The organism is Mesorhizobium sp. M0615 (assembly GCF_040320805.1).
In the GTDB taxonomy this organism is placed as follows: Bacteria; Pseudomonadota; Alphaproteobacteria; order Rhizobiales; family Rhizobiaceae; genus Mesorhizobium.
In genome coordinates this window covers 1-24,563 of the sequence record NZ_JAMYQI010000002.1, presented here as the reverse complement: position 1 = coordinate 24,563, position 24,563 = coordinate 1, and the positions used below count along the sequence as shown (strand labels likewise).

Genomic DNA, 24,563 nt, shown 5'->3' with positions numbered 1-24,563 from the left:
GCGTGATCGCGCCCACTTTCGTGGGCGCAGTTTTGCGCTATTTGTTTCGCTGCGGCGGCCGCATGATGAGCAAGGTGCGGCACCGGAGGGGGAGTCCGATGGACAGGTTGGCCGAAAGGCTGTTTGCGCTTCCGCTGCTGGCGGCCGCTTTGGCTTGTCTGGTGCGGGCGTATCTGCTGCTCGGCGACAGAGATTTCAGCTGGAGCGGGATCGACCACATGCTGCACGGCCCAGCCACGCTGCAGCCCGTGGTGTTCCTGACCGTCGGCGGGCTTTGCCTGCTTGGCGCCCTGTTGTTCTGGGCCGGACTGCTGCCGGGTCGGCGAAGCCAGCCTGCTGGAACGCCGCTTTTTGGCCGCGACGCCGAGATCGACCCAAAGGGCCGCCCCGGTCTGCGGCGCGCCTTCCTCATGTTGCCGGTGCTCGCCGTGTTGGCGCTGCTGGCCGACCACTTCCCTTGGGCGCGTGACGCCGGCCCGGGCGCTGAGGTGGCCGCCCCGAACGAACCCAAAGCCGAGCCGAAGAACCAGGGCATCGACGGTGTCCCGCCGGCCCTGGCGACGCCACCGGCCCCGCCGAGTTCGCCGCAGGTCACCATGCCGCCCGAGCCAACTCCGCCGGTGCAGGCAGCCAAACCGCCCGAGCCGGCGCAGCCTACGCCTCCGGCTGCTCCCCCTCAGCCGCCACAAGTCGCACTCGCTCCGGCGACACCGCCACCGGAGACTGCTCCACCGCCGGCTCCGGCCACGCCACCTCAGACCGTCGCGCCGTTGCCGCCGCCTCCGCCGGCGCTGCCGACCGAGCCCGACGGCCACCGCGACGCCGTCGTCTGGCTCGCCGTCTCGGCCGATGGCCGCGACGTCATGAGCGCCAGCACCGACCACATGATCAAGCTCTGGGACATCGCCGGCAAGCGGCTGATCCGCAACCTTGGTGAACACAAGGACATGGCGCGCACGGCGCTGTTCATGCCCGACGGCGCAACCGCGCTGACCGCCGGCGACGATGGCGAGATCGTGCTGCGAAAGCTTGCCGACGGCGCGGTGCTGCATGTCTTCTCGCCGGGCGCGAATGGCGGCGTGCGTAAGCTGGCGATCAGCCCGGACGGCAAGCGCGCCGTCAGTGGCCACGACACCGGCAACGTCATCGTCTGGGATCTCGTCAACAAATCGGTGCTGCATGTGATGACCGGACATGACTGGCCGATCAGCACGGTCGCAATTTCGCCCGACGGCACGCGCGCGCTGAGCGGCTCCATCGACGGCACGCTGAAATTCTGGGACGTCGAAAGCGGCAAGCAATTGCGCAGCTGGCACGGCCACGAGCAGGGCACTTACGGGGCCGTCTTCACCGCCGACGGCCATCATGTCGTCACCGGCAGCGGCGACTACACGATCAAGCTCTGGGACCTCGACACGTTTAGGGAATTGCGCCGCTTCGAGGGTCACGAAGGCACCGTCTATACGCTGGCGCTGTCGGCCGACGGCAAGCGCCTGGCCTCCGGCTCGCTCGACGGCACGGCGCGGCTGTGGGATGTCGGCACCGGCGGCCAGATCGCCATGTTCGACAGCCGCACCGGCCCTATCTACGCCGTTGTCTTCGCCACCGACGGCACGCTGCTCACCGGCGGCGACGATCGCACCATCAGGGATTGGCCGGCGGCTGGCGGCGATGGCGAAATCCTGTTCGCCGGCGCACCGCAGTAGCGACATCAAATGCTTTGGATATTCCAGAACGGCCTGGCTTGCGCTATGGATTACTGGTGGCTGCAAATGGATTGGGGACGGTGAGCAACAACGACTGGGCGCCCAAAGTGGATACACCTGTCTACAGCCCGCCCAAGTCGCGTCGCCGAGGGGTCCTTACCGTCGTTCTGGTGTTGCTGGCGGCTTTTGTGCTGCTCGGTCCTGGCCGAAATTACTATGTGCAGTGGTCAGCGGCACAAAAGGGTGCAGCGGCTCTCCAGGCAAAGGATTATGCCGAGGTATTCCGTCAAATGAAGATCATGGCGGACGCTGGCAATGTTGACGCAAAAGGCCAGCTTGGTGCGCTGTACTGGCGCGGTGAGGGCGTGGCTCAGAACGACAGCCAGGCGGTGTATTGGTGGAAGAAATCCGCCGATGGCGGCAATGCGGAAGCCATAGCAGCACTGGGTCAGGCCTACCTTATGGGCAGGGGCGTTGAAAAGGACAGTCGGCTTGCCGAGAGTTTCTCACGAAAGGCCGCCGATAAAGACAACATGAATGGGCAGTACCAGCTCGGCGTGTTGTACTGGCAGGGCCAAGGGGTCGCGCAAAGTTATGAGCAGGCGCTCTATTGGTGGCGCAAGGCGGCCGATCAGGGGAGCGGGGAGGCTGAATATTCTCTCGGCCAAGTCTATTTAAATGGCCAAGGGGTCGAAAGAAACGATCAACTGGCGTCGAAGTTTTCCAGGCAATCAGCCGACAAGGGCAATGCGAACGCTCAGTACGCCCTCGGCGTCCTGTATGCGCAGGGTCGGGGTGTTGCGCAAAGCTTCGAGCAGGCTGCCTCATGGTGGCGCAAGGCGGCTGACCAAGGAAGCCTGGAGGCCGCTTTCTGTCTCGGACGCGCCTACTATCTTAACCAAGGCGTCAAGAAGGATGATCAGGCCGCCATAGTGTGGGTGAAAAAGGCAGCCGATCTGGGTGAGCCGAATGCCCAGGCTTTGCTGGGCACTTTGTACTCGCGGGGCCACGGCGTTGAGCAGGATGACCGCCTTGCGTTCGGGTGATGGATGAAGGCCGCAACCACCGGTCTGACAGAAGCGCAATACGCGGTGGCGGCCGCTTATGGCCAGGGAAAAGGTACCCCTAGGGACGACGGCCAGGCGTTTGCGTGGATGAGCAAAGCCGCCAATCAGGGCTTTGTGTTCGCCCAGTCGAATCTGGGCGGATATTATTCGATGGGCCAAGGCGTCGAGAAGAGCGCCGAGCAGGCGGTCTATTGGTGGCGCAAGGCCGCGGAAGCGGGGAATGCCGAAGCCGGTGCCAATCTGGCCCGGGCGTATTCGCTCGGCGAAGGCGTGGGACGGGACGATGCGTTGGCCGCGACTTGGGCGCAAAAGGCGTCCGACGGGCGAAACGCCGACGCTCAATATATGCTTGGTATCCTCTACAGCCAGGGCCGCGGCGTTGCGCAAGACAATGATCTGGCCTTCCGATGGTGGATGAAGGCTGCTGTCCAAGGCCATGTGGTAGCGCAGTATAATGTCGGGGTCGTGTATCGGGACGGGCAGGGCGTCGGGAAGGATGAAAGGCAGGCATTCGAGTGGCTGAGCAAGGCTGCCGACAAGGACAATGACCTTGCGCAGTTCGCTCTCGGTGGACTGTATTGGGATGGTCTAGGAGTAACGAAGGACCCCGTTCAGGCGGCAAGGCTCTGGCGCAAAGCCGCCGACCAGCGCAATGCATTCGCGCAGAAAGCGCTCGGCACAGCCTATTCCGAGGGTGCTGGCGTTGCGCAAAACAGTGCGGATGCGGCGGGCTGGTGGCTCAAGGCGGCGCGGCAGGGAAATGTCGATGCCCAGCTCGCCTTAGCGTATGCCTCGGCCAACGGCGTGGGCATTGCCAGAGACGACAAGGCTGCCGAGTCCTGGTGGCTGGAAGCCGCAAAGGCCGGCAGCGTCGATGCCGAGTTCAGTCTGGGCTCGCTCTACTACCGCGGCGTCGATGGGAAACCAAACTACAAGGAAGCCGCCAAATGGTTCTTCAAGGCGGCAGGCCACGGCAGTTCCGGAGCCAAGACCTATCTCGACCTGATGAAGGAAAACGGCCAGCTCGACAGCAAAATGCTGTGAGCCGAGTGCATAAGCGTCGCCGTCACGCCTTTCGTTTGCGGCGTGACACTCGCATCGCACGATGCGAAGACTCATTTGCCGCTGCATCTCGAGAACCCCATGCCCAACCTCCAGCCCGTCGAAGCCTCGATCGCCGACCTGCGCCGCGCGCTGGAGGCCGGCACCGTCACCAGCGTCGAGCTGGTCGGCGCGTATTTCAGGCGCATCGCGCACTACGACCGCCATGGCATTGCGCTCAATGCCGTGCCGGTGCTTAACCCGGCAATGTTCGAGGAGGCGGCGGCGTCCGACCTGCGGCGGCGCAATGGCGCCACCCTCGGGCCGCTCGACGGCATCCCCTACACCGCCAAGGACAGCTATAAGGTGAAGGGCCTGACGGTGGCCGCCGGCTCGCCCGCCTTCGAGCATCTCGTCGCCAACGAGGACGCTTTCACCATTGCCAGGCTGAGGGCCGGTGGTGCTGTGCTGATCGGGCTGACCAATATGCCGCCTATGGCCAATGGCGGCATGCAGCGTGGCGTCTATGGCCGCGCCGAGAGCCCCTACAATGCAGATTACCTGACCGCCGCCTTCGCTTCCGGCTCGTCCAACGGTTCCGGCACCGCGACCGCTGCGAGCTTTGCCGCTTTCGGGCTGGGCGAGGAGACATGGTCTTCCGGCCGCGCGCCGGCGTCCAACAATGCACTTGTCGCCTACACGCCGTCGCGCGGCGTCATTTCGGTCAGGGGCAACTGGCCGCTGGTGCCGACCATGGATGTGGTGGTGCCGCACACGCGCGGCATCGCCGACATGCTGGAGCTGCTCGACGTGATCGTCGCCGACGATACCGAGACGCGCGGCGATTTCTGGCGCGCGCAGCCCTGGGTGTCGATCGCGAAAAGCGCTGATCTCAGGCCGCCAAGCTACACTACACTCGCCTTGGAGTGCTCGTTGAAAGGCAAACGCCTCGGCGTGCCGAAAATGTATATCGGCCGCGACGGCGGCGCGCTCAAACCCATCGAGACCCGCGCCTCGGTGCTCGACCTCTGGCGGCAGGCAGCGCGTGACTTGGAAAAGCTTGGCGCGGAGGTGGTCGAGGTCGATTTCCCCGTCGTCTCGAACTATGAGCGCGACCGTCCGGGCACAAAAACCATGGTCGAACGCGGGCTGGTGCCGGAAGCATTCGCCGAGCGCGAAATCTGGGATCTCTGCATCTGGGGCTGGGACGATTTCCTGCGCGCAAATGCCGACCCGGCCATCCCCGACCTGGCCACGGTCGACGGGCCAAAAATCTTCCCGCGGCCGCCGGGCGCGCTGCCGGACCGCTATGGCGACGACGGTTTCGATCTGGCGGACTATGTCACACGCGCCAAACAGGGCGTGACGCCATTGCTGGATATTCCAAGGCTGGCGGAAGGTCTGAAGGGATTGGAGGCGACGCGGCGCATCGACTTCGAGGACTGGCTGGACGAGCACAGGCTCGACGCTGTCGTGCTGCCGGCGGTCGCCGATGTCGGCCCGGCCGATGCCGACGTCAACGAGACCTCTGCAGCAATCGCCTGGCGCAACGGCACCTGGGTTGCCAATGGCAATCTGGTGTGGCGTCATCTTGGCATCCCGACCGTCACCGTGCCTATGGGAACGATGGCCGATATCGGCATGCCGGTCGGGCTGACCTTTGCGGGCAAGGCCTATGATGATGCGGAGTTGCTGCGGCTCGCCGGCGATTACGAGCGCGCCACCCAACGCCGCACGGCCCCGCCGCGCACGCCGGAATTGCCGGGCGATGTGTTTGCGCAACATGGTGGATCGAAGTCCAGCGATGCGCCGCCGCCGGCACTCAGGCTTGTTGCGGAGACGATGGGGCAAGGAGACCAGGCCGAGATCGCCGTGACGGTTGAACTCGATGCGGAGACCGCTGATCTCAAGGTTCACGTCAATGGCGAAGCCGTTGTCATGGAGCGAAGCGGCACAAGCTTTCACGGTCGCATCCTGGTGCCGGCCGGCGAGCATGAAAGAATGCACAGTGTGTGGCGAGGCGCTTACGGCTCGATCGTTACGGCCGTCATCCGGCTGGAGGATGGACGCACGGCTGGTGCTTACGTGGTCGCGGGTGGAATCGGGTGAGGTACATGTAATCTCCCCAAGGGGGAGATCAGCAGCTTCGCCGTCTTGACCCTCCCATCGCCCGCGTTATCTTCTCGCCATGCCAAACCTCGCTCCCCTCATCGTCATCGACCTCCAGACCAACATGTTCGACGGCCGCGTCGAGCCGCCGATCCACGATGCGCCTGGCATAGCCGAGCGTACCTGCTCGCTGATCGACTGGGCGCGGCGCGAGGGGCGCAAGGTTGCTTTCGTCAGGCATGACGGGCCGGCCGGCGATCCGCTGGCGCCCGGCGAGCCGGGTTGGCCGGTATGGCCGGAACTCGGCCAGGCCAAGGACGAGCCGACATTCTCCAAGACCGTCCGCAACGCCTTCTCGAATGCCGAGCTTGGCGCCTGGGTGGCCGGGCAGGGGGCCGGCGAAGTCGTGCTCGCCGGAGCGCAGACCGATTTCTGCATCGCCGGCACCGTCAAGGGCGCCCTGGCCGAGGGCCTCGGCGTTACCGTCGTTTCCGATGCCCATTCCACGCTGGACACTGAAGGCGAAACCGCGACCGAGATCATCGCCCGGTACAATGCGGACTTCACCGATGCCGGCGTCACGCTGGTGACCACGAAGGCGCTGACCGGCGACTGAAGCACCGCGCTTCGAAGAGTGGGAGACTGCCGTGCCAACCCTGAAATTGCCGGCCGAAGGCGGATGCCGCTGCGGACGTGTGCGGCTCAAGATTTTCGCAAAACCGCTTTTGACCATGGCTTGTCATTGCACCGGCTGCCAGCGCATGTCGGCCAGCGCCTATTCGCTGAGCGCCGCCATCCCCTCCGACGGCTTCGAAATCATGCAAGGCGTGCCGGTGATCGGCGGGCTGCACGGCGCCTCGCGTCATTACTTCTGCCCACATTGCATGAGCTGGATGTTCACGCGCCCCGAAGGGCTCGACTGGTTCGTCAATCTGCGTCCGACCATGCTTGATGAACCCGGCTGGTTCACGCCGTTCATCGAGACATGGACCAGTGAGAAACTGCATTGGGCGACGACACCGGCGGTGCATAGTTACGAGGCGCTGCCGGCCTTCGAGGCGTATGAGGGGCTGGTGGCCGAGTTTGCGGAAACTGCGAATCTCCCCCCTTGAGGGGGAGATGGCCGGCAGGCCAGAGGAGGTCGGTGCGACTGGGCTCGACGTCCTTGCTGCAGATGGAAGGTTGGGGCTTCACGCGCGGCGACCCCCTCTGTCGCCTTCGGCGACATCTCCCCCTCGGGGGAGATAAGCCCCGCTAAAAATTTGGATCGAATCGATTGCGCAAACGTTTCGATGGCCCTAAGCTCCCTCAAAATCCGCCATCAGAGCGGACGGGAAACGCATAAGGGAGGAGCGCTTGCAGGCGCTGATATGCCTTGCCGACAATGGCTGAAGTGGCGCGGCGCGCCGGCGTGTCGGTGTCGACCGTCTCGCATGTCGTCAACAACACGCGCTTCGTTTCGCTGGAAAAGGCGAGGCTGATCAACGACGCCATTGCCGCCATGGGCTACCAGCCCAACGAGCTGGCGCGCTCGCTGAAGGCCTCGACCACCAACAGCGTCGGCCTGGCGATCTCGGCGATCTCCAACCCTTATTTCACCGACATCATCTGCGCGGTCGAGGCCGAATGCGCGCGGCTCGGGCTGATGGTCTTCCTGTCGGACACCCAGGAAGATCCCGACCGCGAACTGCAGGTGGTGCGCGCTTTTCATCAGCGCCGCGTCGACGGCGTCATCCTGGCGCCCTCGGGCTCGCCGCAGCGGGCCATCGACTATCTCGCCGACAAGAAGATGCCATGCGTTCTGATCGACCGTTTCGCCGACCAGCGCTTCGACCAGATTGGCGTCGAGAACGAAAGGTCGATGCGCGCGCTGATCGACCATGTCGCCTCCTTCGGCCACAAGCGCATCGGCTATATCGCCGGACAGCCGGGCCTGACGACGACGCGCGAGCGCATCGAGGCGTTCCAGGCTTCGCTCGCCGCCAATGGACTTGAAAGCGTGCCGCGCTATCTCTCGGCCGAGAATGTCGACACGGCGGCGGCGACCGCATCCACCCACGCCATCCTGTCCCTGCCGTCTCCACCAACCGCATTGGTCACCGGCAACAACATGACGACGATCGGAGCCGTCCGCGCCATCCGCGAAAAAGGCCTCACCATTCCGGGCGATCTGTCGCTGGCCGGCTTCGACGATTTCGAATGGGCCGATTGCTTCGAGCCGCGCCTGACGCTGGTCGCGCAGCCCTGCACCGAGATAGGCAGGCAGGCGGCAGCCCTGCTCAGCGCCCGCATCGCGGCGACCGGTTCAGAGCCACGTTCGGTGCGGCTGCAGGCGACGCTGCGGGCGCGCGCCTCCTGCGGGAGGCCGACCCACACGAGGCTAACATGACCGCGCCGCTGCTGGTGATGACGGGCGCCGTCAAACGCTTCGGCGGCGTGCAGGCGCTGCGCGGCGTCGACTTCGACCTGAAGGCGGGCGAGATCCACGCGCTGCTCGGCGAGAACGGCGCCGGCAAGTCGACGCTGATGAACCTGTTGTCGGGCGTCTACACGCCGGACGAAGGCATCATCGAGATCGACGGCAAACCCGTGCGTTTCAACAACCCGCGTGAGGCGCAAGCGGCCGGCATCGCCACCATCTTCCAGGAGCTCGACCTGGTGCCGTCGCTCGATGTCGCCGCCAATCTGTTCCTCGGCCGCGAATTGATGCGTCCGGGCGGCTTCCTCGACGTGCCGGCAATGCGCCGCGAGGCCAAGAAGCGGCTGGAAGCCATCGAGATCGCCATCGATCCGGCCGCCATGGTGGCGGATCTGTCGATCGGCCAGCGCCAGGTGGTGGCGATCGTCAAGGCGCTGTCTTACGCCTCCCGCGTGCTGATCATGGACGAGCCGACGGCCGCACTCACCGTCGGCGAAGTCGAGCGGCTGTTCGACATCATGAGAAAACTCGCAGCCACCGGCGTCGGCATCGTCTATATCTCGCATCGGCTGGAGGAAGTGCCAGGGATTGCCGACCGGGTGACGGTGATGCGCGACGGCCGCGTCGCCGGCATCACCGAGCCGCACGCGCCGCAGGCGGAGCTGGTCAGGCTGCTGGTCGGACGTCCCCTGGACGAGCTCTATCCGCAACGCGCCAAGGCCGCGGGCAAGCCGCTGCTCAGCCTGAGGAACGCCAGCTTCAAACTCGCCCGCGACAGCGCCGGCTGGCAGGCGCCGCAAGGCGTTTCGCTCGATGTCCATGAAGGCGAGATCGTCGGTCTTGCCGGCATCATGGGGGCAGGGCGCACCGAACTCTTGTCCGCGCTCTACGGCACCGGCCTGTCGGGCCGCTGGGAGGGCGAGGTCGCCATATCGGGCAAGCCGGTAAAACTGGATTCGATCAGCGCTGCCCGCCACGCCGGCATCGCCTTCGTCACCGACGACCGCAGGGGGTCGGGCCTGATGCTGCGCATGGCCGTCGGCCTCAACCTGGTGATGTCGGTCATATCCAGGATCTCGCCGAACTGGCTGGTCTCGCCGCGCCGCCAGGCCGAGGCGGTGAAGGAATCGTTCGGTCAGTTCGATATCCGCCCGAAGAACCCCGATATCGCCGTCGGCGCGCTGTCGGGCGGCAACCAGCAGAAGGTGGTGCTGGCCAAGGAGATCCTCGGCAACCCGCGCCTGTTGCTGCTTGACGAGCCGACACGCGGCGTCGATGTCGGCGCCAAGGGCGAGATCTACCAGCGGCTCAGGGCACTCGCCGCGCAGGGGCTGGGCATTCTGGTGGCGTCCAGCGAGATGCCGGAGCTGATCGGTCTGTGCGACCGCATCGTGGTGCTGCGCCAGGGGCGCAATGTGGCGGAATTTTTGGGCGGCGTCGACGAGCACACGGTGCTGGCCGCGGCTAACGGCAGGGAGGCCTGATGTCTCAGGACAACAATCCAGTGGCAGCTAGCCCGGTGATGGCGGCGCCTCAAAAGCATCGCGACCCGCTGGCGCTCATCGTGCGCTTTCAGAGCCTGATCGGCCTGGTGCTGGTGGCGATCGGCGGCATCATCTTCTCGCCGCGCCGCCACGGCGAGATCCTGTTCCTCAACCCGGACAACATCGCCAACATCGTGCGCGCGGTGTCGGAGACCGGCATCATCGCCATCGGCATGACCTTCGTCATCATCACCGCCGGCATCGACCTCTCCGTCGGCGCGGTGCTTGGCCTGTCCAGCGTCGTCACCGCATCGATGATGATCTCCGGCGGCTTCGGCCTGATCCCCACCATCCTCGCCGTGCTCGCTTTGGGCATCGTCTTCGGCGCCATACAGGGCACCATCTCGACGCGTTTCAGGCTGGAACCCTTCATCGTCACGCTGGCCGGCCTGCAGGCCGCGCGCGGGCTGGCGCTGGTCGTCTCCGGCAACCAGTACATCAACATTTCCTATGGCGAAGGGCCGGGCCTGGCGCCGCCGGTGTTCGCCGTGCTGGGCGAGCGGCTGTTCAACAACACCGTGCCCGTGGCGACGCTTGTGTTCGTCGTCTTTGCCGCGATCGCCACCATCGTCCTCAACACCACGCGCTTCGGCCGCTATGTCTTTGCCGTCGGCGGCAATGAGCGCGCCGCGCGCATATCCGGCGTGCCGGTGTCGATGGTGAAAATCTCGGTCTATGCCATCACCGGCTTTGCCGCCGCCCTTGCCGGCATTGTGCATGCCGGCCAGTTCAATTTCGGCAGCGCCAATGACGGCATGGGCTATGAGCTGACGGCCATCGCCGCCGTGGTCATCGGCGGCACCAGCCTGTTCGGCGGCGCCGGCTCGATGGTCGGCACCGTTGCCGGCACCATCATGCTGGGCGCGCTCGCCAACATCCTGCAGCTCAACAACATCACGCCCGCCATGCAGCTGCTCGCGACCGCCGCGATCATCGTTTTGGCGGCAGTGCTTCAATCCCTCGTTCGCCGCCGCGAGGGGTTGGGTCGTTAGTGCATGTCGCGCAAAAGGTTTTGCGATGACGACATGCACAAACAAACAAGGAGGAGACGGCAACACGTGAACGTCAAACCAAGGTCTGGCCCCCCGGCCAGACGAGGAGGAGAGTGAGTTATGAAAACGACACTAAGAGGATCGACCCTCAAGGCCGTCCTGCTGGCAGGCGCTGGCCTGTGCATTGCAGGCTCCGCTTACGCCGCCGAGCCGCTGGTGAAAGCCTGCGCCAAGGACGGCCAGTTCGTCATCGGCTTTTCGCAGGCCAACAATGCCGAGCCCTACCGCCAGCACGTCAATGACGAGCTTGAGGCGGCGGCCAAGGAAGTGCCCGGCTTCACGCTGCAGATCGCCGACGGCGCCGGCAACGTCAACACGCAGACCTCGCAGGTCGACAATTTCATCACCCAGAAGGTCGATATCCTTTTGATCTCGCCCTTCGAGGCCGCACCGCTGACGCCGGCGGTGAAGCGCGCCATGGATGCCGGCATCCCGGTCATCGAGCTTGACCGCAAGACGGTCGGCGACCCCGGCAAGGACTACACCGCCTTCATCGGCGGCGACAATTTCAAGATCGCCGAGGAAGCCGGAAAGTACACCGCCAAGACGCTGCTGCCCGATGGCGGCGAGGCGGCGGTGCTGCAAGGCCTGCCGAGCTCGACGCCGGCCGTGGAGCGCCTCAACGGCTTCAAGGAAGGCGTGAAGGGCAACCCGAAGGTCCAGATCGTCGCCGAGCAGGCCGCCGACTGGGTGCCGGACAAAGCGCAGGTCGCCTTCGCCGCCATGCTGCAGGCGCACCCCGACATCAAGGTGCTCTACGCCTCCAACGACATGATGGCCGCCGGCGCGCTGCTCGCCGCCAAGGGTGCGGGCAAGGACGTCAAGATCATCGGCACCGATGGCCTGCCGGGCCCGGCCGGCGGCATCGAGGCCGTCGCCAAGGGCGACTGGGTCGCAACCTTCACCTACCCGACGGGCGCCAAGGAAGCGATCGAGATGTCGAAGAAGATCCTGCTCGACTGCGCGACCGAGGTGGACAAGACGGTGACGGTGGAGACCACCGCGATCACGGCCGACAATGCCAAGCAGCTGATGGGGAAGTGAGGGGCAATTAGAGCCCGGCACTGAGGTGATGCGCAAGGCCCCGGGAGGGGCCTTGTTTGTTTCCGGCGCATGCCTCGCGCGGTGGCCAGAGCCGGCATTGGCCAGGGCCGAGCTTGCGCGCCCGAAGCACCTGTTGCGCTCTTTAGCGCGGCTGCGAACATATAGGGTACTATTTGTCACCTGAATTCCAGAAAATCACCCTCACAGGAGGTGAATCCCCTTGATAGTTGCGTTGTCGTTTCATATCATACATATTGTGGAACGAAAATGCAAAGGATGGCCTGCCGTGCAGAACGTTATCCAGTTCCCCTATGTTGCTTCGCCTACGCAGCCGGTAGCGCACTACATTCGGCTCGGCGAATCCGGCTATCAGAAGCTGGCGAACCTGCACGCGGCTGGAAGGCTGCCCGCCACGCGCGTCGTGGTCGACGCATCGCGCCTAAAGCATCAGAAGGAGTTGGTAGCCTCTCTGAAAGCAAAGGGGGCGGAGGTAGTTCTGGATACGAAGGTCGCCGAGTTGTCCGGTGTGGAGCGATTCGAAGGCTATGCCCGGCATGCGCCATGGGCGGAACTTGGCGGCGGGAAGCCGCTGACCCCGAACCATTTCGACCCGGTCGCCGCCCACGACATTTTTGGAATGATCGCACGCTTCGCCGGTGAGCATGGTGTCGATGCAGTCCTGGCACCCACACACTTTGTCGGCGATCCCACTTACACTGGCTGGTTCAAGGTCGACCAGGCATCATGCCGGGCGCTGCGTGGCGCGCTCGATCGCGAGGGCGGGGCGCACATCGCCATCGACTACCCATTGATCGCGCCGCATACTTCCCTTAACGATGATGCGCTGCGCAGCGAATTCCTTGCCGGACTTGGGGACCTGCCCTACGACAATCTATGGGTGCGTGCGTCTGGCTTCGGTAATGATGCAGGTCCCTTGACCACCAAGCGCTTTCTGGTGGCGATGGCGGGACTACACAATCTTGGCAAGCCGATTATTGCAGATTATCTCGGTGGGCTCGTAGGGCAGGCTTCCCTTGCTTTCGGCGTGGTGTCGGGCATCAGTCACGGTGTCGGCGAGAAGGAACGTTTCGATGCCCATAGTTGGCACAAGCCGGCGGCGAAGAACGACAATGGTTCGTTTGGCCGCGCGACCCGCATCTTTGTCGCGGGCATAGATCGCTCTGTGACCATCAACGAACTGGAACTCATGGCCAACGCAAAGGGCGGACGTAGGCTGGTCACCTGCTGCGATCGTGCTTGCTGCGCACACGGACTAAAAGACACGATCAACGATCCTCGTCAGCACGCCGCCTACCAGAACTTTAAGATGATCGCCGAACTCGCCGCGGTGCCGGACCAGAACCGTGAACAGCATTTTCTAAATGGCCGCACGAGCGAGGTCGCGCGGCAGGCGTGGCAGGTGAAGAACCTGAGATTTGATATCGATGACGCCGCTGCACGCAAGATCGACGTGGCACAGTTCACCAAGCGGCTTGTGGATCATAGTAAGCAGATGGGAAAGATGCTGCAAAGCCTCGAAGACCTGCATGAGAGTCGCGGACGGGGAGCGCCCCGCGCCCGTCCCATCGCGATGCGCCATGCAAACCAGGGTAAAGGCAAGGCAGGCTCACAGTGACTACGATGCAGCAAGGAGCAGTGGTTCGTTTTTTAGGGGAACTTGAGGACATTGGAGGCCTCAAGGGTGTAGATATTGCCAACATTGCGGATGTCTCAAAAGCAACGGTTTCGCGGTGGAAAGCGGGGACAATCAAGCCCCATTCGCGAAATGAGTTGATACTTTCCGATTTGCACTACGTCGTCGCAAGGCTACAGGAGTACTATTCACCTGATGAGATTCGCAGCTGGCTCTACGCCCGGCATCCGCAACTGGATGGAAATCGGGCTATAGATCTGATCAATCAACAGAGGACGATTGAACTGCTGCGCGTTCTCGAGCGGCTGGACGCAGGGGCATATCTCTAAAATCAATGGCGATAAGAGCGACACCTCGGGACAGCCGGTTAATCGATGCTCTCGAGGTGTTTCCCCACGCGCCGTTTGAAGCGACCGTCTGGCGTGTCGTTCGTGAAAGCCGTGATGTAACGCAATGCAGTAGCTCGGGGGGGCGTTGGGACGATGGAACTTTCGACGTTCTGTACACTTCGCTGGATCGCGATGGCGCAATCGCTGAGATGTATTATCATTTGCTGCGCGGCCAACCGGTTTTTCCATCCAAGGCGCCGTTTAAGCTGTACGAACTGCGTGTAGCGCTGAAGGCGACGATGCGCCTGCCAACCCTGCCAGAGCTGAAGGGCCTTGGTCTTGATGTGGTTAAGTACGGACAACTCTCGTATGCAGAACGGATTGCCGAATATCCGCGCACCCAGGAGATTGCGGAAGTCACTCACTTTTTGGACTGCGACGGGCTAATGGTCCCGAATGCCCGCTGGCCATGCACAAATCTCGTGATCTTCGGAGACCGGATCGAGCCAGACACTATCGACGTCGTACACGACCACGGCATTATCGCTTGGCACGAGTGGCGGAAGACGAACATGACTCACTTGTCGCACGGTGTATCATCGTGACAGTCGACTTTCAGCCTCGGCAGCTATACTGCGGCAGGATAATAGATCTGGCAACGTGACTGCGCTGCAGCTGTAATGAAAATTAATGTCCTGTGGTCCTGGTAATTCTAGAGGTTCCAGTCTATACTATTAAACCGGTTATATTGAATGGCGGCGTATTTTTTATCCACTTGATGGGCGAAAGCTAGAAGGCCGGCAACATGACGTTGCATGCCAATCTTTGAAACAAAACCTCGCTTTCGCATGTGGGCCGTCGGCCCAATCTTTGGAGCTGTTAACGCGTAAAGATGAGTTTCCAGGTTGTTTCGAAACGCTTGAGTCAGCCTAGGCCATTGTCGATCTACCAATACTCCAAGCAGCACCTTTCGCGCGCCAGGCGGTGAGATTGTGGTCTTCGGGTGGCGTACTGCCAACCCAAACCGAACCAGAGACTGATCTACCAATTTGAGTAGGTGCAAGGCGGCGGAGCGCTGGGCCTTGTCATCACGAGAGAAAGCCATGTCGTCGGCGTATCTCGTGTACGTCCACCCTTGTTGCTTAGCGATGTTCGTTAGCCGGGTATCAAGTGTGTGCACCGCCAAGTTGGCCAACATAGGGCTAGTCGGTGCTCCCTGTGGTAGGTGTCCCTGTTTCCATCGTTTGTAAGGCAGCGTTCCCGCATCTTCCAGAGGAAGTTGGCGTGGCTCCTGAGGTAACCGACTACATATCCTTGCTAGCTGGAAGCATAGCAAAGATGGATAACCTAGACTACGGAAAACGAAGTACACTTGCTTTTTCACTGATAGACTCAAAGAAGTTCCGAACGTCCATTTTCACCAGCCATTTGGCGCCAACATGCCGTTCAGCGGCCTTGACCAAATCGCGATCCAGGGTGAAGGCGTAGCTGGCTTCGTGCGGTGAAATTGCATTCAGAATGTTTTGTGCGATCCATCGTTGGGTGCGCATCAGCAGGGGGTGAGGAACGCATATCGTTCGATAGCGACGCGCTGGCTTGGCGATTTCGTTGGGTTTGCCCCTCTTACGCACCCGAAAAACGCGATAGGGATCGACCTTCCTGAAGACGACATTTTGCAAGAACTCGGATGACACATCGCAAAGGTGGCTCAGATGATGGAGCGTAAACACCACCGGCAAATTCGAGTTGATCCTCTTGATATTCCGAGCCGTTGCTACGGCCGCGTTGATTGTATCCTCTGAGCGAAGCAATGCTCTTGCTCCGTCTAGGAACTGTTGAGAATCCCACGGGTGCTTCATCTACTTTAGTCCGGCCCAGAGGGCGTTGCGTCGGTCCGCGGTGAGCCCCTCGAACGTACCCTCTTGGGCGAGGAGCGACGCACCGTTCTGCATTCGGAAGCTCATTCAGCGGCAACTGGAAACCCAGTCGCCCATGATGCGGGCTATGTCCCGTCATCCTGGCCAACCACGAGGATTGGCATGTGCTAGAATCGCACCCGGGGGATTCTCAATTTCTGAGGATAATACGGGTCGGTATTGGTAGCAATTGTTGCTTTGGTCCGATCTCTGCGACCGTTGGCCTTCAAAACTTCTTGTCCTGCATCGGTCAACCGGCCAGCGCTAGTCAATAGTCCGTCCTGGATGGCTCTTTGTAGAGTAAGCCTTACCTGGTTAACAGGCATTGCTACGCTTTCAGCTATCGCAAACACATCTCTCCGGCGCAAAAGAGCAGAGGTAGAACTTAAAAAAATGACCATTTTCTTGTTGTCTAAACTAAGATCGTCAGCTAGCTCTATGCCAATAGACGCCGCCGCTGACTGCACCATTTCCTCTGCGCTGAGCATTCGGAACTGGGGCCTAAGATCTGCAGGGGCGGAGCCATGATAAAGAGCTCGCCATTTGGCGCCATCAGACTGATGTATAATCGCAGGTGTATTGTTGGGAATGCGAGAACTCAGTGCGACGAGTGCTGCATTGTCCTCAAAGCCACCTCGATCTACTCCACCACGGCCTTTTTCTGGGCCATATTGGGAGACTAGTTGGCGCCATTGGTCCCCCAATGATCGATCTTTCCAAGTGTCAATCGTCGGCACGATATGCTCAACTATGACATCCGGGCACAGACGATGTGCGCCAACTTTAGCGATTCCGCTTGCGGTTCCAGCGGCAGCCACAACCTCGAATTTGATCCATTTCCGAGACACCCAAGATCTGACACTTGGAACTTCCCAAAACTTGTCAAGCATCCGATCCAGTCGGGTCCCGGTGCCTATTAGGTCGGTTACAACGACAATCGAGCCGACCGGAGAAGTCTTCGCACGGATACCGTTCGGTCCTGGATGGTTCTTGAGGACTCCCGGCCATTTTTCCACCAATTGAGAAATTAGATAGGCGACGGCACCTTCGCTTCCGACACGCACCTTGCCTCTGGTCGGCTTGACTGGGCCTGTGTACCTCACCGCCCGTTTGCGAATGCGTCCGGCTATGTCAGCAACCTCCTCAACTTCATATACTGTCGCTGCATCGAACTCTCGCTCTGCATAGAGCGCAACGGCGCGCCGCCGACCGAAACGCTTGTTGGCGATGCTGTCTATCCCATTCCTGATCGCATCAGCGATTTCGGCATCGTTCAACAACAACATCGCGTCTAACAGCTTTGCGGCCGCAGCTGCATCTGCGGGTGCAGAAAATTGCGCAAGCCACGCCTTTCCGGTTAGACTTTGCGAAAGGGGAATATCCGTTAGAGCCATTTAAGTTCCCATCGTGAACAGGCTGCATGGGATTCTGCATACGCGAAGGCTGGGCGCCGCGCTACGTGACATGCCGAACCCGCCAGCCGCTTACCTTGCGTTTAGCTCCGCCCTGTAAAGGTCCGCAATCCTGGGGCGCGCACGCTGATGCTAGACAACTACCAGTGGACCGATTTGGCGTGATCCACCAGATTGACGCCACGCCGATCACCTACGACAAGCAATACCATTTCCTATTGCGAGGACTTGAGCGACCGGACCATCAAGCTCGGCTATCAGCGGCTTGGCTGGGGTGCTGGGAGCAGCCGGCGAGATACTGCGCTCCGTGCTGGAAATTGGCTATGGCACTGGCACCTTCGTCGAGGCCGCCAAAAAGAACCGAGGTTACCGACTGCGCCGGTTGCGCGCCCCCACCGCAACCCCCCTCACGGCGTCGTCGCAAACCCGCACTGCTTCTGTTCCATGTCGATCTGCTTGGTGATGCGGATGGCGTTCTGGGCGTAGGCTTCCGTTACCGAGCCGCTGTTGACGGTCTTGTCCTTCAGCGGGCTGACGGCTGCGCAGAGGTGGAAGACATGCTCGGTGTCGGACTTGGCGGCGCCGTTTTCCGGCGCGATCCAGTAGACGATATCCTGGCCATTGGGGTGTGCCGCGTCCTTCGTCGCCGCGGCCACCGTGGTGGAGTCGGTGGCGATCGCCTGCGCCTGGGCGGCGACTTCGGGCGAACAGGCCGTGGTCGGCTGCCCCGCCTTGATCTGTTCCGCGCAGGTGTTCATGTCCTGCGTGTACTGCTCGACCGATGGCGGCTGGTAGCTGACCCCGATCAGCGTCGCCAGCACGGCCAGCACGGCGCCGATGCCGCCGGCGACCTTCTTGCTCTTCGGGTCCATGTTCTTGTCGTTGAGGATCAGGATAACCAGCGGCAGGAAGGCAATCAGCGTGATGATCGCGCCGAGCTGGTTCTGGACGAAGAACCGGAACGTGTCGGATTCGCGGGCCGGGTCCTTCCTGTTGGCCGCCTTCCAGAGCAGGCTGCCGGCGATGGCGAAGATCGCGATCCCGACCAGGATGCCGATCAGCAGCGGCAGGTTTCCCTGGTCGAACTTGTGCTTGTAGAGCAGTACGATCCCGGCGATCTCGCCGCCAATGGCGATGACCCACGACAGCACGGCGAACAGGCGCAGCCGCATGGCCCCGGACTTCTGGCCCTGCGTTGCCTGCCAGTCCTTGGTAACGTCTACGGTCGGCTTGTTGTCGGTCATGACCAGATCCCCCGGTATCGACACTTTTGCGGGGCGTCAAAGGCGCCCGGCGCAGCGTCATTGATCGAACGTCGCCTGCCTCGGCGCGAAAGCGCCACGGCAGACCCCATCCTTATTGCGCATGATGGGATTCGTCCATAGCCGAGGCGGGCGGACGCCGGAGGGCAGGGCAATCGCATAAGGCGGCGCATCCTACGCGATTGCCCGGGAAGAGGGAGTCACCCCTTGAGCCGCTCCAGCGCAGCCACGATCAGATCGCAAAACTTCGCATGGTCGAGCTTCACCGCCACGCTGTGACGGAAGTCGGTCTGCTCGCTCGCCGTGCCGCCGAAATGGTGCATGCCGCCCATTTTCTCGAAATTGCAGATGCCCTTGGTCCAGCGTCCCGCAAGCTCGACGCGGATATCGGCCTTTTGGACGCGGGCAGTCTGGCGCGGCCTCCTTAGCGACTCTCCCGTTCCCTGAATTGATTTGTATACAAATGTTTCTGGCGGGCATCGGTTTGTGAAGCGCTTCACCGTTGCCGCGCAATCGATCGGTTACAGAGGCCGTGCAAGAGCGGGCCTGAGGCAGCGCTTTGCTGCTGCATGGAGGTAACCGATGTTTGAAAGTCTCAGCAGAATTCGTGCTGCCCTGGCGCGCGCCAGCAAGCACAGGAAGACCGTGCGCGCACTGAATGCGCTGCCGACGGAGATCCAGAAGGACATTGGCTGGACGGAGTCGAGGTCGATCGATGAGATAAGGCTGCCGTTCTAGGGCCGCATCCAGCGTCGCTAATATATCGCTCGCCATCGATTGTTCGGAAGCGTACAGTATAGCATCGTCAGCCACATCAATGGGCGCTGACGCTTGGGAGCGACCATCGCACTCCTGCCCCGAGAGGAGGCATTGGAGCCATGGCGGAGCAACCGAGACAGTCCGGTCTGAGCGCCGAGACGCTCGCGGCCTTGGCGCGGGAAACCGGGGCCTCCGAGCAGCAGATACAAGAGATCGCATCGCTGATCGGCAACGATCGCTCGTCCATCGTGCGCGAAGCGCGCATGGTTGCGGCTGACCGCCCGAAGCGCTGATCCAGGAAAAAGCTGCTGGATTGATTGATGGGGCGTCGCCCCTGATTTGTCGGTTTTGTACGAAGTACAATGGCTGAATCCGAGTCAGCTATCGTCCAATGACCGTTTGCATTTGGGCAGGGCGCCGACGGCTGGGAGATGACATGTGCTCTTGCCCTTGACGGGAGAGAGCGATGGACCAGTCGGTCAGCAAGGAGAAAAGCGGCCTTTTGCGCCGCATGAACCCGGCCGACTTCGCACTGCTTGCGCCGCATTTGCACCATCGTGTGCTCGATCTCAAAGCCCCGCTCGAAATGGCGGGCGAGCCGGTCGCCTCGGTCTGCTTCCTGGAAAGCGGCCTGGCCTCGGTGGTGGCGAGGAACCGGCCGGGCCTGGACACCGAGGTCGGCATCATCGGCCACGAAGGCATGTCGGGCTCCGCCTTGGTGATGGGCGCCGACTGGGCGCCCCATGACTGCTACATGCAGATGCCGGGCGAGGCGGTGTGCATCGGTTCCGAGCCGTTCAAGGCAGCGTTGCAGAAAAGCCCGACGCTTCGCGCCTTCCTGCTGCGCTATGCCCATTATCTGCACGGCCAGACCAAATCCACGGCGCTGAGCAATGCCCGCGCCAAGCTCGAGGATCGGCTGGCCCGATGGCTCCTGATGTGTGACGACAGGGTGGTCGGCCATCAGATCCAGATCACGCATGAGTTCCTGTCCGTCATGCTCGGCGTCAGGCGTCCGGGCGTCACCATCGGCCTGCAGATCCTGGAAGGGCGCGGCCTGATCCGGTCGCGGCGCGGCGAGATCGTCATTCGCGACCGGGATGGCCTGATCGCCGTCGCCGATGGTTTCTACGGCCAGGCCGAGACCGAATACGAACGCCTGCTGGGCTGAGCCTGGCACGGGCTGGAAATGGCCGACGCGAATGCCGGTGAAAGCATGTTGCCAGAGCCGCGCCGGCCATTTGCGGCCATCTGGGGAGAGGCCGCCGGGCAAATCTAGCATCGACGCAAAAGCGGGCAACGAACCGCAATCGCTTGGTAAAAAGCGTACATTCGAATTGTGTTGAACCTTGGTTCGGCAAGAGTATGAATCTGCTGTCGTCGACCATGTATATGGGGCGCTGGCGCCTGAGGCTTCGACAGGCTCGCGCACCCCGATGTTAACTGGGAAAACCGAAATGGCAGAACTGCTTTTCGATGTATCCGCCTTCGATTGCGCCATCCTGCGCGCCGCCTTCATCAAATCGGTGATGGAAGACAATGTCCCGGAAAAGCGCTGGCGCGCGCTCGCCGCCTCCCTGGTTCGCGACCTGACCGACCACGAAGACGTCGAGCCGGATCTGCTCGGCTGGATCACGCGCAAGTAGCAATATTCTGACGGTCCGGCGGCTACCCCAGCCACCACCACAGCACAGCGACCACCGCAAGCACCGCCGCCACCGACAGCCCCAGCATGATGTAGCTGCCCTTGATGATGTCACGGATGATCTTCTTGACGCTTTCGCGGTCGTTGAGGTTGGGGAAAGGCTCGTTGGGCAGCGCCACGCCGAGGAAGCCGCACAGCGGCGCCCAGCCATCGCTGACCTTGAACACCAGAAGCTTCTCCGGCGGCACGGCCGCTATCACCTCCTCGGTATAGGCGTTGTAGCGCGCCACCGCCTTGGCGCGGTCGTCCATCACGCCGGCAAGCGTGCGGCCCCAGATCAGCCTGTGCGACATGTCGCCGAATTTGCGGCCGAACGGCGTCAGCCATTCCAGCACCTTGAACTGCCACAATGTCTCGGTGAAGTGGATCGTGTCGATGGTGCTGTCGTACCAGGCCTCGGCGCCGCGCGGATGCAGGGTGAGCAGCACCTTGGCGTCGGGATAGGCGGCCATCAATTCGCGCCACACGCAGCATCCCGGATTGTCGACCGTCGCCTTGTAGTTGGCAAACACTCTGGTCCAGTCGTGCTGGCTGCCGGGCGGGCTGTTGGCCACCTTGCGCCAGAAGTCGAGATGGCCTTTGTTGGCCTTGTTGAGGATGACTTCCTGCATGTGATAGCTGGGAAGGCCCAGCCTGTTCAGCGCGGCAAAGGTCGACCATGTGCCGGTGCGGCCGAATCCGGCCCCGATGAGCTCAAGCGTCATTTTAACCCCCCTTGTTGAGACCGCTTTTCTTTTTATGCCGGTCCGCTCGGAATGAGGTTGCATCCGCGCGCCTCGGCGCGCAACAATTTTTCCTGTCCAGGGCAGAAATGTGTTTGCTTTTTCGTCTGGGCCACGCGGAATCACGGTCTGGCTATTCCCGCGGGTGGGGGAGCCTGATAATAGGTCAGCCAGATTGACCTAATTCGCATGGCCGGAACGGTCATGCTGGACCAGATGCCGTATCCCGGGAGGTGGGCTCGTGAGTTTGATGGACCTGTTGGCGTCGCGCGCCTCGCGCATGAAGGCGTCGGAAATCCGCGAGCTGCTCAAACTGCTCGACCAGCCCGACATCATCTCCTTTGCCGGCGGCATCCCCGATCCGGCCTTGTTTCCGGCGCAGGCGATCGCCGATGCCTATGCCTCGGTGCTGGGCGGCGCGGAGGCGAGCGCAGCACTTCAGTATCAGGTCTCCGAAGGCTATCTGCCGCTCAGAAAATGGCTGGCCGGCCAGATGGGCAAGCTTGGCATCGCCTGCGACGAGCACAACATCTTCATCACCTCCGGCTCGCAGCAGGCGCTGGATTATCTGGGCAAGCTGTTCCTGTCGCCCGGCGACACAGCGCTCGTGACGTGGCCGACCTATCTCGGCGCGCTCCAGGCCTTCAACGCCTATGAGCCGCGCTACGACCGGCTGACGCCGGATGGCGGCAACATGACGCCCGCCGCCTACCAGGCGGCGGCTGCCGCTGCAGGCGGCAAAGTGAAATTCGCCTATCTCGTGCCGGATTTCGCCAACCCGACCGGCGAGACGCTGAATCGCCAGCAGCGCGAGGCGGTGCTTGACCTCGCCGGCGAGCTCGACATTGCCGTCATCGAGGACGCCGCCTATCGCGCGCTGCGCTATGACGGCGAGGGCCAGCCGCCGATCCTGGCGCTCGACTGCGAACGCTCAGGCGGCATCGAAAACGCCCGCACGCTCTATTGCGGCTCGTTCTCCAAAATCCTGTCGCCGGGCATGCGCGTCGGCTGGGTCTGCGCGCCGCGCCGCGTCGTCGAGCGACTGGTGCTGATGAAGCAGGCGTCAGACCTGCACAGCCCGTCGATCAACCAGCTGGTCATGCACCGCGTCTCCGAGGCCGTGTACGACGGCCAGGTGGAAAAGCTGATCGGCGCCTATCGCCAGCGCCGCGACGGCTTGCTTGCAGCACTCGAAGCGGAAATGCCGGATGGCGTCAGCTGGAGCCGACCGGAAGGCGGCATGTTCGTCTGGCTGACATTGCCTGAGGGTTCGGACGCCACCGCGCTGCTCGCCCGCTCGGTCAAGGAAGCCCGCGTGGCGTTCGTGCCGGGCAACGCATTCTACGCCGACGGTTCGGGCCGCAACACGATGCGGATGAGCTTTACGCTCGCAGATGAACGCGCCGTGGGTGAAGGCGTGCCGAGGCTGGCGAAATTGATGGGCTAATCTCCCCCCTCGAGGGGGAGATGTCGCCGAAGGCGACAGAGGGGGTCGCCGCGCGTGGAGCGCTAACCTTCATCAGTCGCAGGAGGTCGCGCCCAGTCGAGCCGACCCCCTCTGGCCTGCCGGCCATCTCCCCCTCAAGGGGGGAGATTAGCTCACTCCGCCACCACCAATTTATCCTGCGTCTTCGTCTCGAAATCGCTGGCGTCGTGGCGCTCGTGCAGTTGCATGGCGGGGTCGCCGAAGGCGCGGTTGACCATGCGGCCGCGTTGCACGGTCGGGCGGGCGTCGATCGCCTTGGCCCAGCGTTGTACGTGCTCGTAGTCCTGCACCGACAGGAATTCGGCGGAATCATTGTACATGCGGCCGAGCGCAAGGCCGCCATACCAGGGCCATACCGCCATGTCGGCGATCGAATAGAAGGCGCCGCCAAGATATTCGGTCTCGGCCAGCCGCCGGTCGAGCACGTCGAGCTGGCGCTTGGTCTCCATGGCGAAGCGGTCGATGGCGTATTCGAACTTTTCCGGCGCATAAGCGTAGAAATGGCCGAAGCCGCCGCCGAGATAGGGCGCCGAGCCCATCTGCCAGAACAGCCAGGACAAGGTTTCCGCGCGCGCCGGCTGTTCGGTCGGCAGGAATTCGCCGAACTTTTCCGCGAGATAAAGCAGGATCGAGCCGGACTCGAAGACGCGGACAGGCGTCTTGCCGCTGCGGTCGAGCAGCGCCGGGATCTTGGAGTTGGGATTGACCTCGACAAAGCCCGAGCCGAACTGGTCGCCATCGTTGATGCGGATCAGCCAGGCGTCGTATTCGGCGCCCTTGTGGCCGAGCGCCAGAAGCTCCTCCAGCATGACAGTCACTTTGACCCCATTCGGCGTCGCCAGCGAATAGAGCTGCAGCGGATGCTTGCCGACCGGCAGCACCTTGTCATGCGTCGGACCGGCAATAGGCCGGTTGATGCTGGCGAACGTGCCGCCATTGGCTTTCTTCCAGCTCCAGACTTTCGGCGGGATGTATTCGGTCATGCGGGAAATTCCTTGGGTTTGGCGGGGCGAAAACGACTTGCGCGACGGCGCGAGACTGATGGCGGAAAAGTCGGCGGAACCTAGATACGGGAACACATAGGTGCAATTCAGAAAGGTTCAACTTGTGTTGAACTATTATCGATGTCGGCGCCGCCCCTCATCGCCCTGCCGGGCACTTCTCCCCATATAGTGACGGCGAGAAGGACGCTGTCGCCTACTGATTTCCCCAATTGCCAGCGTTGCCAAGAGCGCCGATGTTGCGGCCATCTGTCCAGCCGATAGATGGGTAACACTTTGAACCGGATACATAGGTGACACTTCTCTCCCCCTATGCGTCCGCCGCAGCGCCAAGC

The 24,563-nt window shown here is 62.4% G+C and carries 24 protein-coding genes and 1 pseudogene; 18 read left to right on the top strand and 7 right to left on the bottom strand.

Going from position 1 to position 24,563, the window contains the following annotated elements:
• Window positions 1–98 precede the first annotated feature (98 nt).
• The 13 genes and pseudogenes from NKI46_RS02850 (at window position 99) to NKI46_RS02790 (ending at window position 14,570) form a co-directional block, all read left to right on the top strand.
• Window positions 99–1,706 (top strand): WD40 repeat domain-containing protein, encoded by a 1,608-nt coding sequence (locus NKI46_RS02850; protein WP_352744685.1) that lies wholly within the window; start codon window positions 99–101, stop codon window positions 1,704–1,706.
• A 290-nt stretch (window positions 1,707–1,996) separates the two neighbouring features.
• Window positions 1,997–2,872, top strand: a pseudogene (locus tag NKI46_RS02845) (SEL1-like repeat protein); the annotation flags it as partial.
• Complete coding sequence (locus tag NKI46_RS02840) at window positions 2,861–3,817, top strand: SEL1-like repeat protein (RefSeq protein ID WP_352745130.1); 957 nt, start codon at window positions 2,861–2,863, stop codon at window positions 3,815–3,817. The pseudogene NKI46_RS02845 and the gene NKI46_RS02840, both read left to right, overlap by 12 nt.
• 99 nt (window positions 3,818–3,916) lie before the next feature.
• On the top strand, window positions 3,917–5,923 hold the full coding sequence (locus NKI46_RS02835) for an amidase (RefSeq protein ID WP_352461105.1): 2,007 nt from the start codon (window positions 3,917–3,919) through the stop codon (window positions 5,921–5,923).
• Between the two features lie 79 nt (window positions 5,924–6,002).
• Complete coding sequence (locus NKI46_RS02830; protein ID WP_352562285.1) at window positions 6,003–6,539, top strand: isochorismatase family protein; 537 nt, start codon at window positions 6,003–6,005, stop codon at window positions 6,537–6,539.
• A gap of 31 nt (window positions 6,540–6,570) precedes the next feature.
• Complete coding sequence (locus NKI46_RS02825) at window positions 6,571–7,035, top strand: GFA family protein (RefSeq protein WP_352461103.1); 465 nt, start codon at window positions 6,571–6,573, stop codon at window positions 7,033–7,035.
• Between the two features lie 263 nt (window positions 7,036–7,298).
• A complete protein-coding gene (locus NKI46_RS02820; RefSeq protein WP_352461102.1) occupies window positions 7,299–8,312 on the top strand; it encodes a LacI family DNA-binding transcriptional regulator in 1,014 nt (337 codons plus the stop codon).
• Entirely contained in the window at window positions 8,309–9,826 is a 1,518-nt protein-coding gene (locus NKI46_RS02815) for a sugar ABC transporter ATP-binding protein (protein ID WP_352744680.1), read from the top strand. Before NKI46_RS02820 ends, NKI46_RS02815 begins: the two co-directional genes overlap by 4 nt.
• Window positions 9,826–10,878, top strand: a complete 1,053-nt coding sequence (locus NKI46_RS02810; protein WP_023705098.1) for an ABC transporter permease — start codon at window positions 9,826–9,828, stop codon at window positions 10,876–10,878. Before NKI46_RS02815 ends, NKI46_RS02810 begins: the two co-directional genes overlap by 1 nt.
• 120 nt (window positions 10,879–10,998) lie before the next feature.
• On the top strand, window positions 10,999–11,982 hold the full coding sequence (locus NKI46_RS02805; protein ID WP_352744677.1) for a substrate-binding domain-containing protein: 984 nt from the start codon (window positions 10,999–11,001) through the stop codon (window positions 11,980–11,982).
• A 286-nt stretch (window positions 11,983–12,268) separates the two neighbouring features.
• Entirely contained in the window at window positions 12,269–13,618 is a 1,350-nt protein-coding gene (locus NKI46_RS02800; protein WP_352744674.1) for a hypothetical protein, read from the top strand.
• Window positions 13,619–13,623: 5 nt separating this feature from the next.
• Window positions 13,624–13,965, top strand: coding sequence for a hypothetical protein (locus NKI46_RS02795; RefSeq protein WP_352745127.1), 342 nt, complete (start codon window positions 13,624–13,626; stop codon window positions 13,963–13,965).
• Between the two features lie 56 nt (window positions 13,966–14,021).
• Window positions 14,022–14,570, top strand: coding sequence for an RES family NAD+ phosphorylase (locus NKI46_RS02790; protein WP_352744671.1), 549 nt, complete (start codon window positions 14,022–14,024; stop codon window positions 14,568–14,570).
• 107 nt (window positions 14,571–14,677) lie between these two features.
• Here NKI46_RS02790 and NKI46_RS02785 read toward each other — a convergent pair whose 3' ends face one another.
• The 5 genes from NKI46_RS02785 to NKI46_RS02765 all read right to left on the bottom strand — a co-directional run bounded on the left by NKI46_RS02785 (window position 14,678) and on the right by NKI46_RS02765 (window position 19,055).
• Window positions 14,678–15,337, bottom strand: coding sequence for a reverse transcriptase domain-containing protein (locus NKI46_RS02785; protein WP_352745124.1), 660 nt, complete (start codon window positions 15,335–15,337; stop codon window positions 14,678–14,680).
• Window positions 15,318–15,824, bottom strand: coding sequence for an RNA-dependent RNA polymerase family protein (locus tag NKI46_RS02780; protein WP_352744668.1), 507 nt, complete (start codon window positions 15,822–15,824; stop codon window positions 15,318–15,320). The genes NKI46_RS02785 and NKI46_RS02780 overlap by 20 nt, the downstream gene beginning before the upstream one ends.
• Window positions 15,825–16,009: 185 nt before the next feature.
• Entirely contained in the window at window positions 16,010–17,275 is a 1,266-nt protein-coding gene (locus NKI46_RS02775) for a phosphoribosyltransferase-like protein (RefSeq protein ID WP_352744666.1), read from the bottom strand.
• 425 nt (window positions 17,276–17,700) lie between these two features.
• Window positions 17,701–18,537, bottom strand: a complete 837-nt coding sequence (locus NKI46_RS02770; RefSeq protein WP_352744663.1) for an SLC5/6 family protein — start codon at window positions 18,535–18,537, stop codon at window positions 17,701–17,703.
• A gap of 218 nt (window positions 18,538–18,755) precedes the next feature.
• Window positions 18,756–19,055: a hypothetical protein gene (locus NKI46_RS02765; RefSeq protein ID WP_352744661.1), complete on the bottom strand. Its 300-nt coding sequence runs from the start codon at window positions 19,053–19,055 to the stop codon at window positions 18,756–18,758.
• Window positions 19,056–19,137: 82 nt separating this feature from the next.
• Between NKI46_RS02765 and NKI46_RS02760 the strand changes: the two genes are divergently transcribed.
• From NKI46_RS02760 to NKI46_RS02745, 4 genes are all read left to right on the top strand, one after another.
• A complete protein-coding gene (locus tag NKI46_RS02760; protein ID WP_023671409.1) occupies window positions 19,138–19,293 on the top strand; it encodes a DUF1127 domain-containing protein in 156 nt (51 codons plus the stop codon).
• A 140-nt stretch (window positions 19,294–19,433) separates the two neighbouring features.
• Entirely contained in the window at window positions 19,434–19,607 is a 174-nt protein-coding gene (locus tag NKI46_RS02755; RefSeq protein ID WP_023671410.1) for a hypothetical protein, read from the top strand.
• Window positions 19,608–19,780: 173 nt separating this feature from the next.
• Window positions 19,781–20,485: a Crp/Fnr family transcriptional regulator gene (locus NKI46_RS02750; protein ID WP_352744658.1), complete on the top strand. Its 705-nt coding sequence runs from the start codon at window positions 19,781–19,783 to the stop codon at window positions 20,483–20,485.
• A gap of 286 nt (window positions 20,486–20,771) precedes the next feature.
• The gene (locus tag NKI46_RS02745; protein ID WP_023671412.1) at window positions 20,772–20,960 is read left to right on the top strand and encodes a hypothetical protein; all 189 of its coding nucleotides are present in this window, start codon (window positions 20,772–20,774) and stop codon (window positions 20,958–20,960) included.
• A 22-nt stretch (window positions 20,961–20,982) separates the two neighbouring features.
• Here NKI46_RS02745 and NKI46_RS02740 read toward each other — a convergent pair whose 3' ends face one another.
• Complete coding sequence (locus tag NKI46_RS02740) at window positions 20,983–21,723, bottom strand: sulfotransferase family protein (RefSeq protein WP_023740036.1); 741 nt, start codon at window positions 21,721–21,723, stop codon at window positions 20,983–20,985.
• A 268-nt stretch (window positions 21,724–21,991) separates the two neighbouring features.
• On the opposite strand from NKI46_RS02740, the gene NKI46_RS02735 reads away from it, so the two are divergent.
• Window positions 21,992–23,188 carry an aminotransferase-like domain-containing protein gene (locus tag NKI46_RS02735; RefSeq protein ID WP_023740035.1) on the top strand — a complete coding sequence of 399 codons (1,197 nt, stop codon included), beginning with the start codon at window positions 21,992–21,994 and terminating at the stop codon, window positions 23,186–23,188.
• Window positions 23,189–23,340: 152 nt separating this feature from the next.
• On the opposite strand, the gene yghU is transcribed toward NKI46_RS02735, so the two are convergent.
• Window positions 23,341–24,210, bottom strand: coding sequence for a glutathione-dependent disulfide-bond oxidoreductase (yghU, locus tag NKI46_RS02730; protein WP_023740034.1), 870 nt, complete (start codon window positions 24,208–24,210; stop codon window positions 23,341–23,343).
• Window positions 24,211–24,563 lie beyond the last annotated feature (353 nt).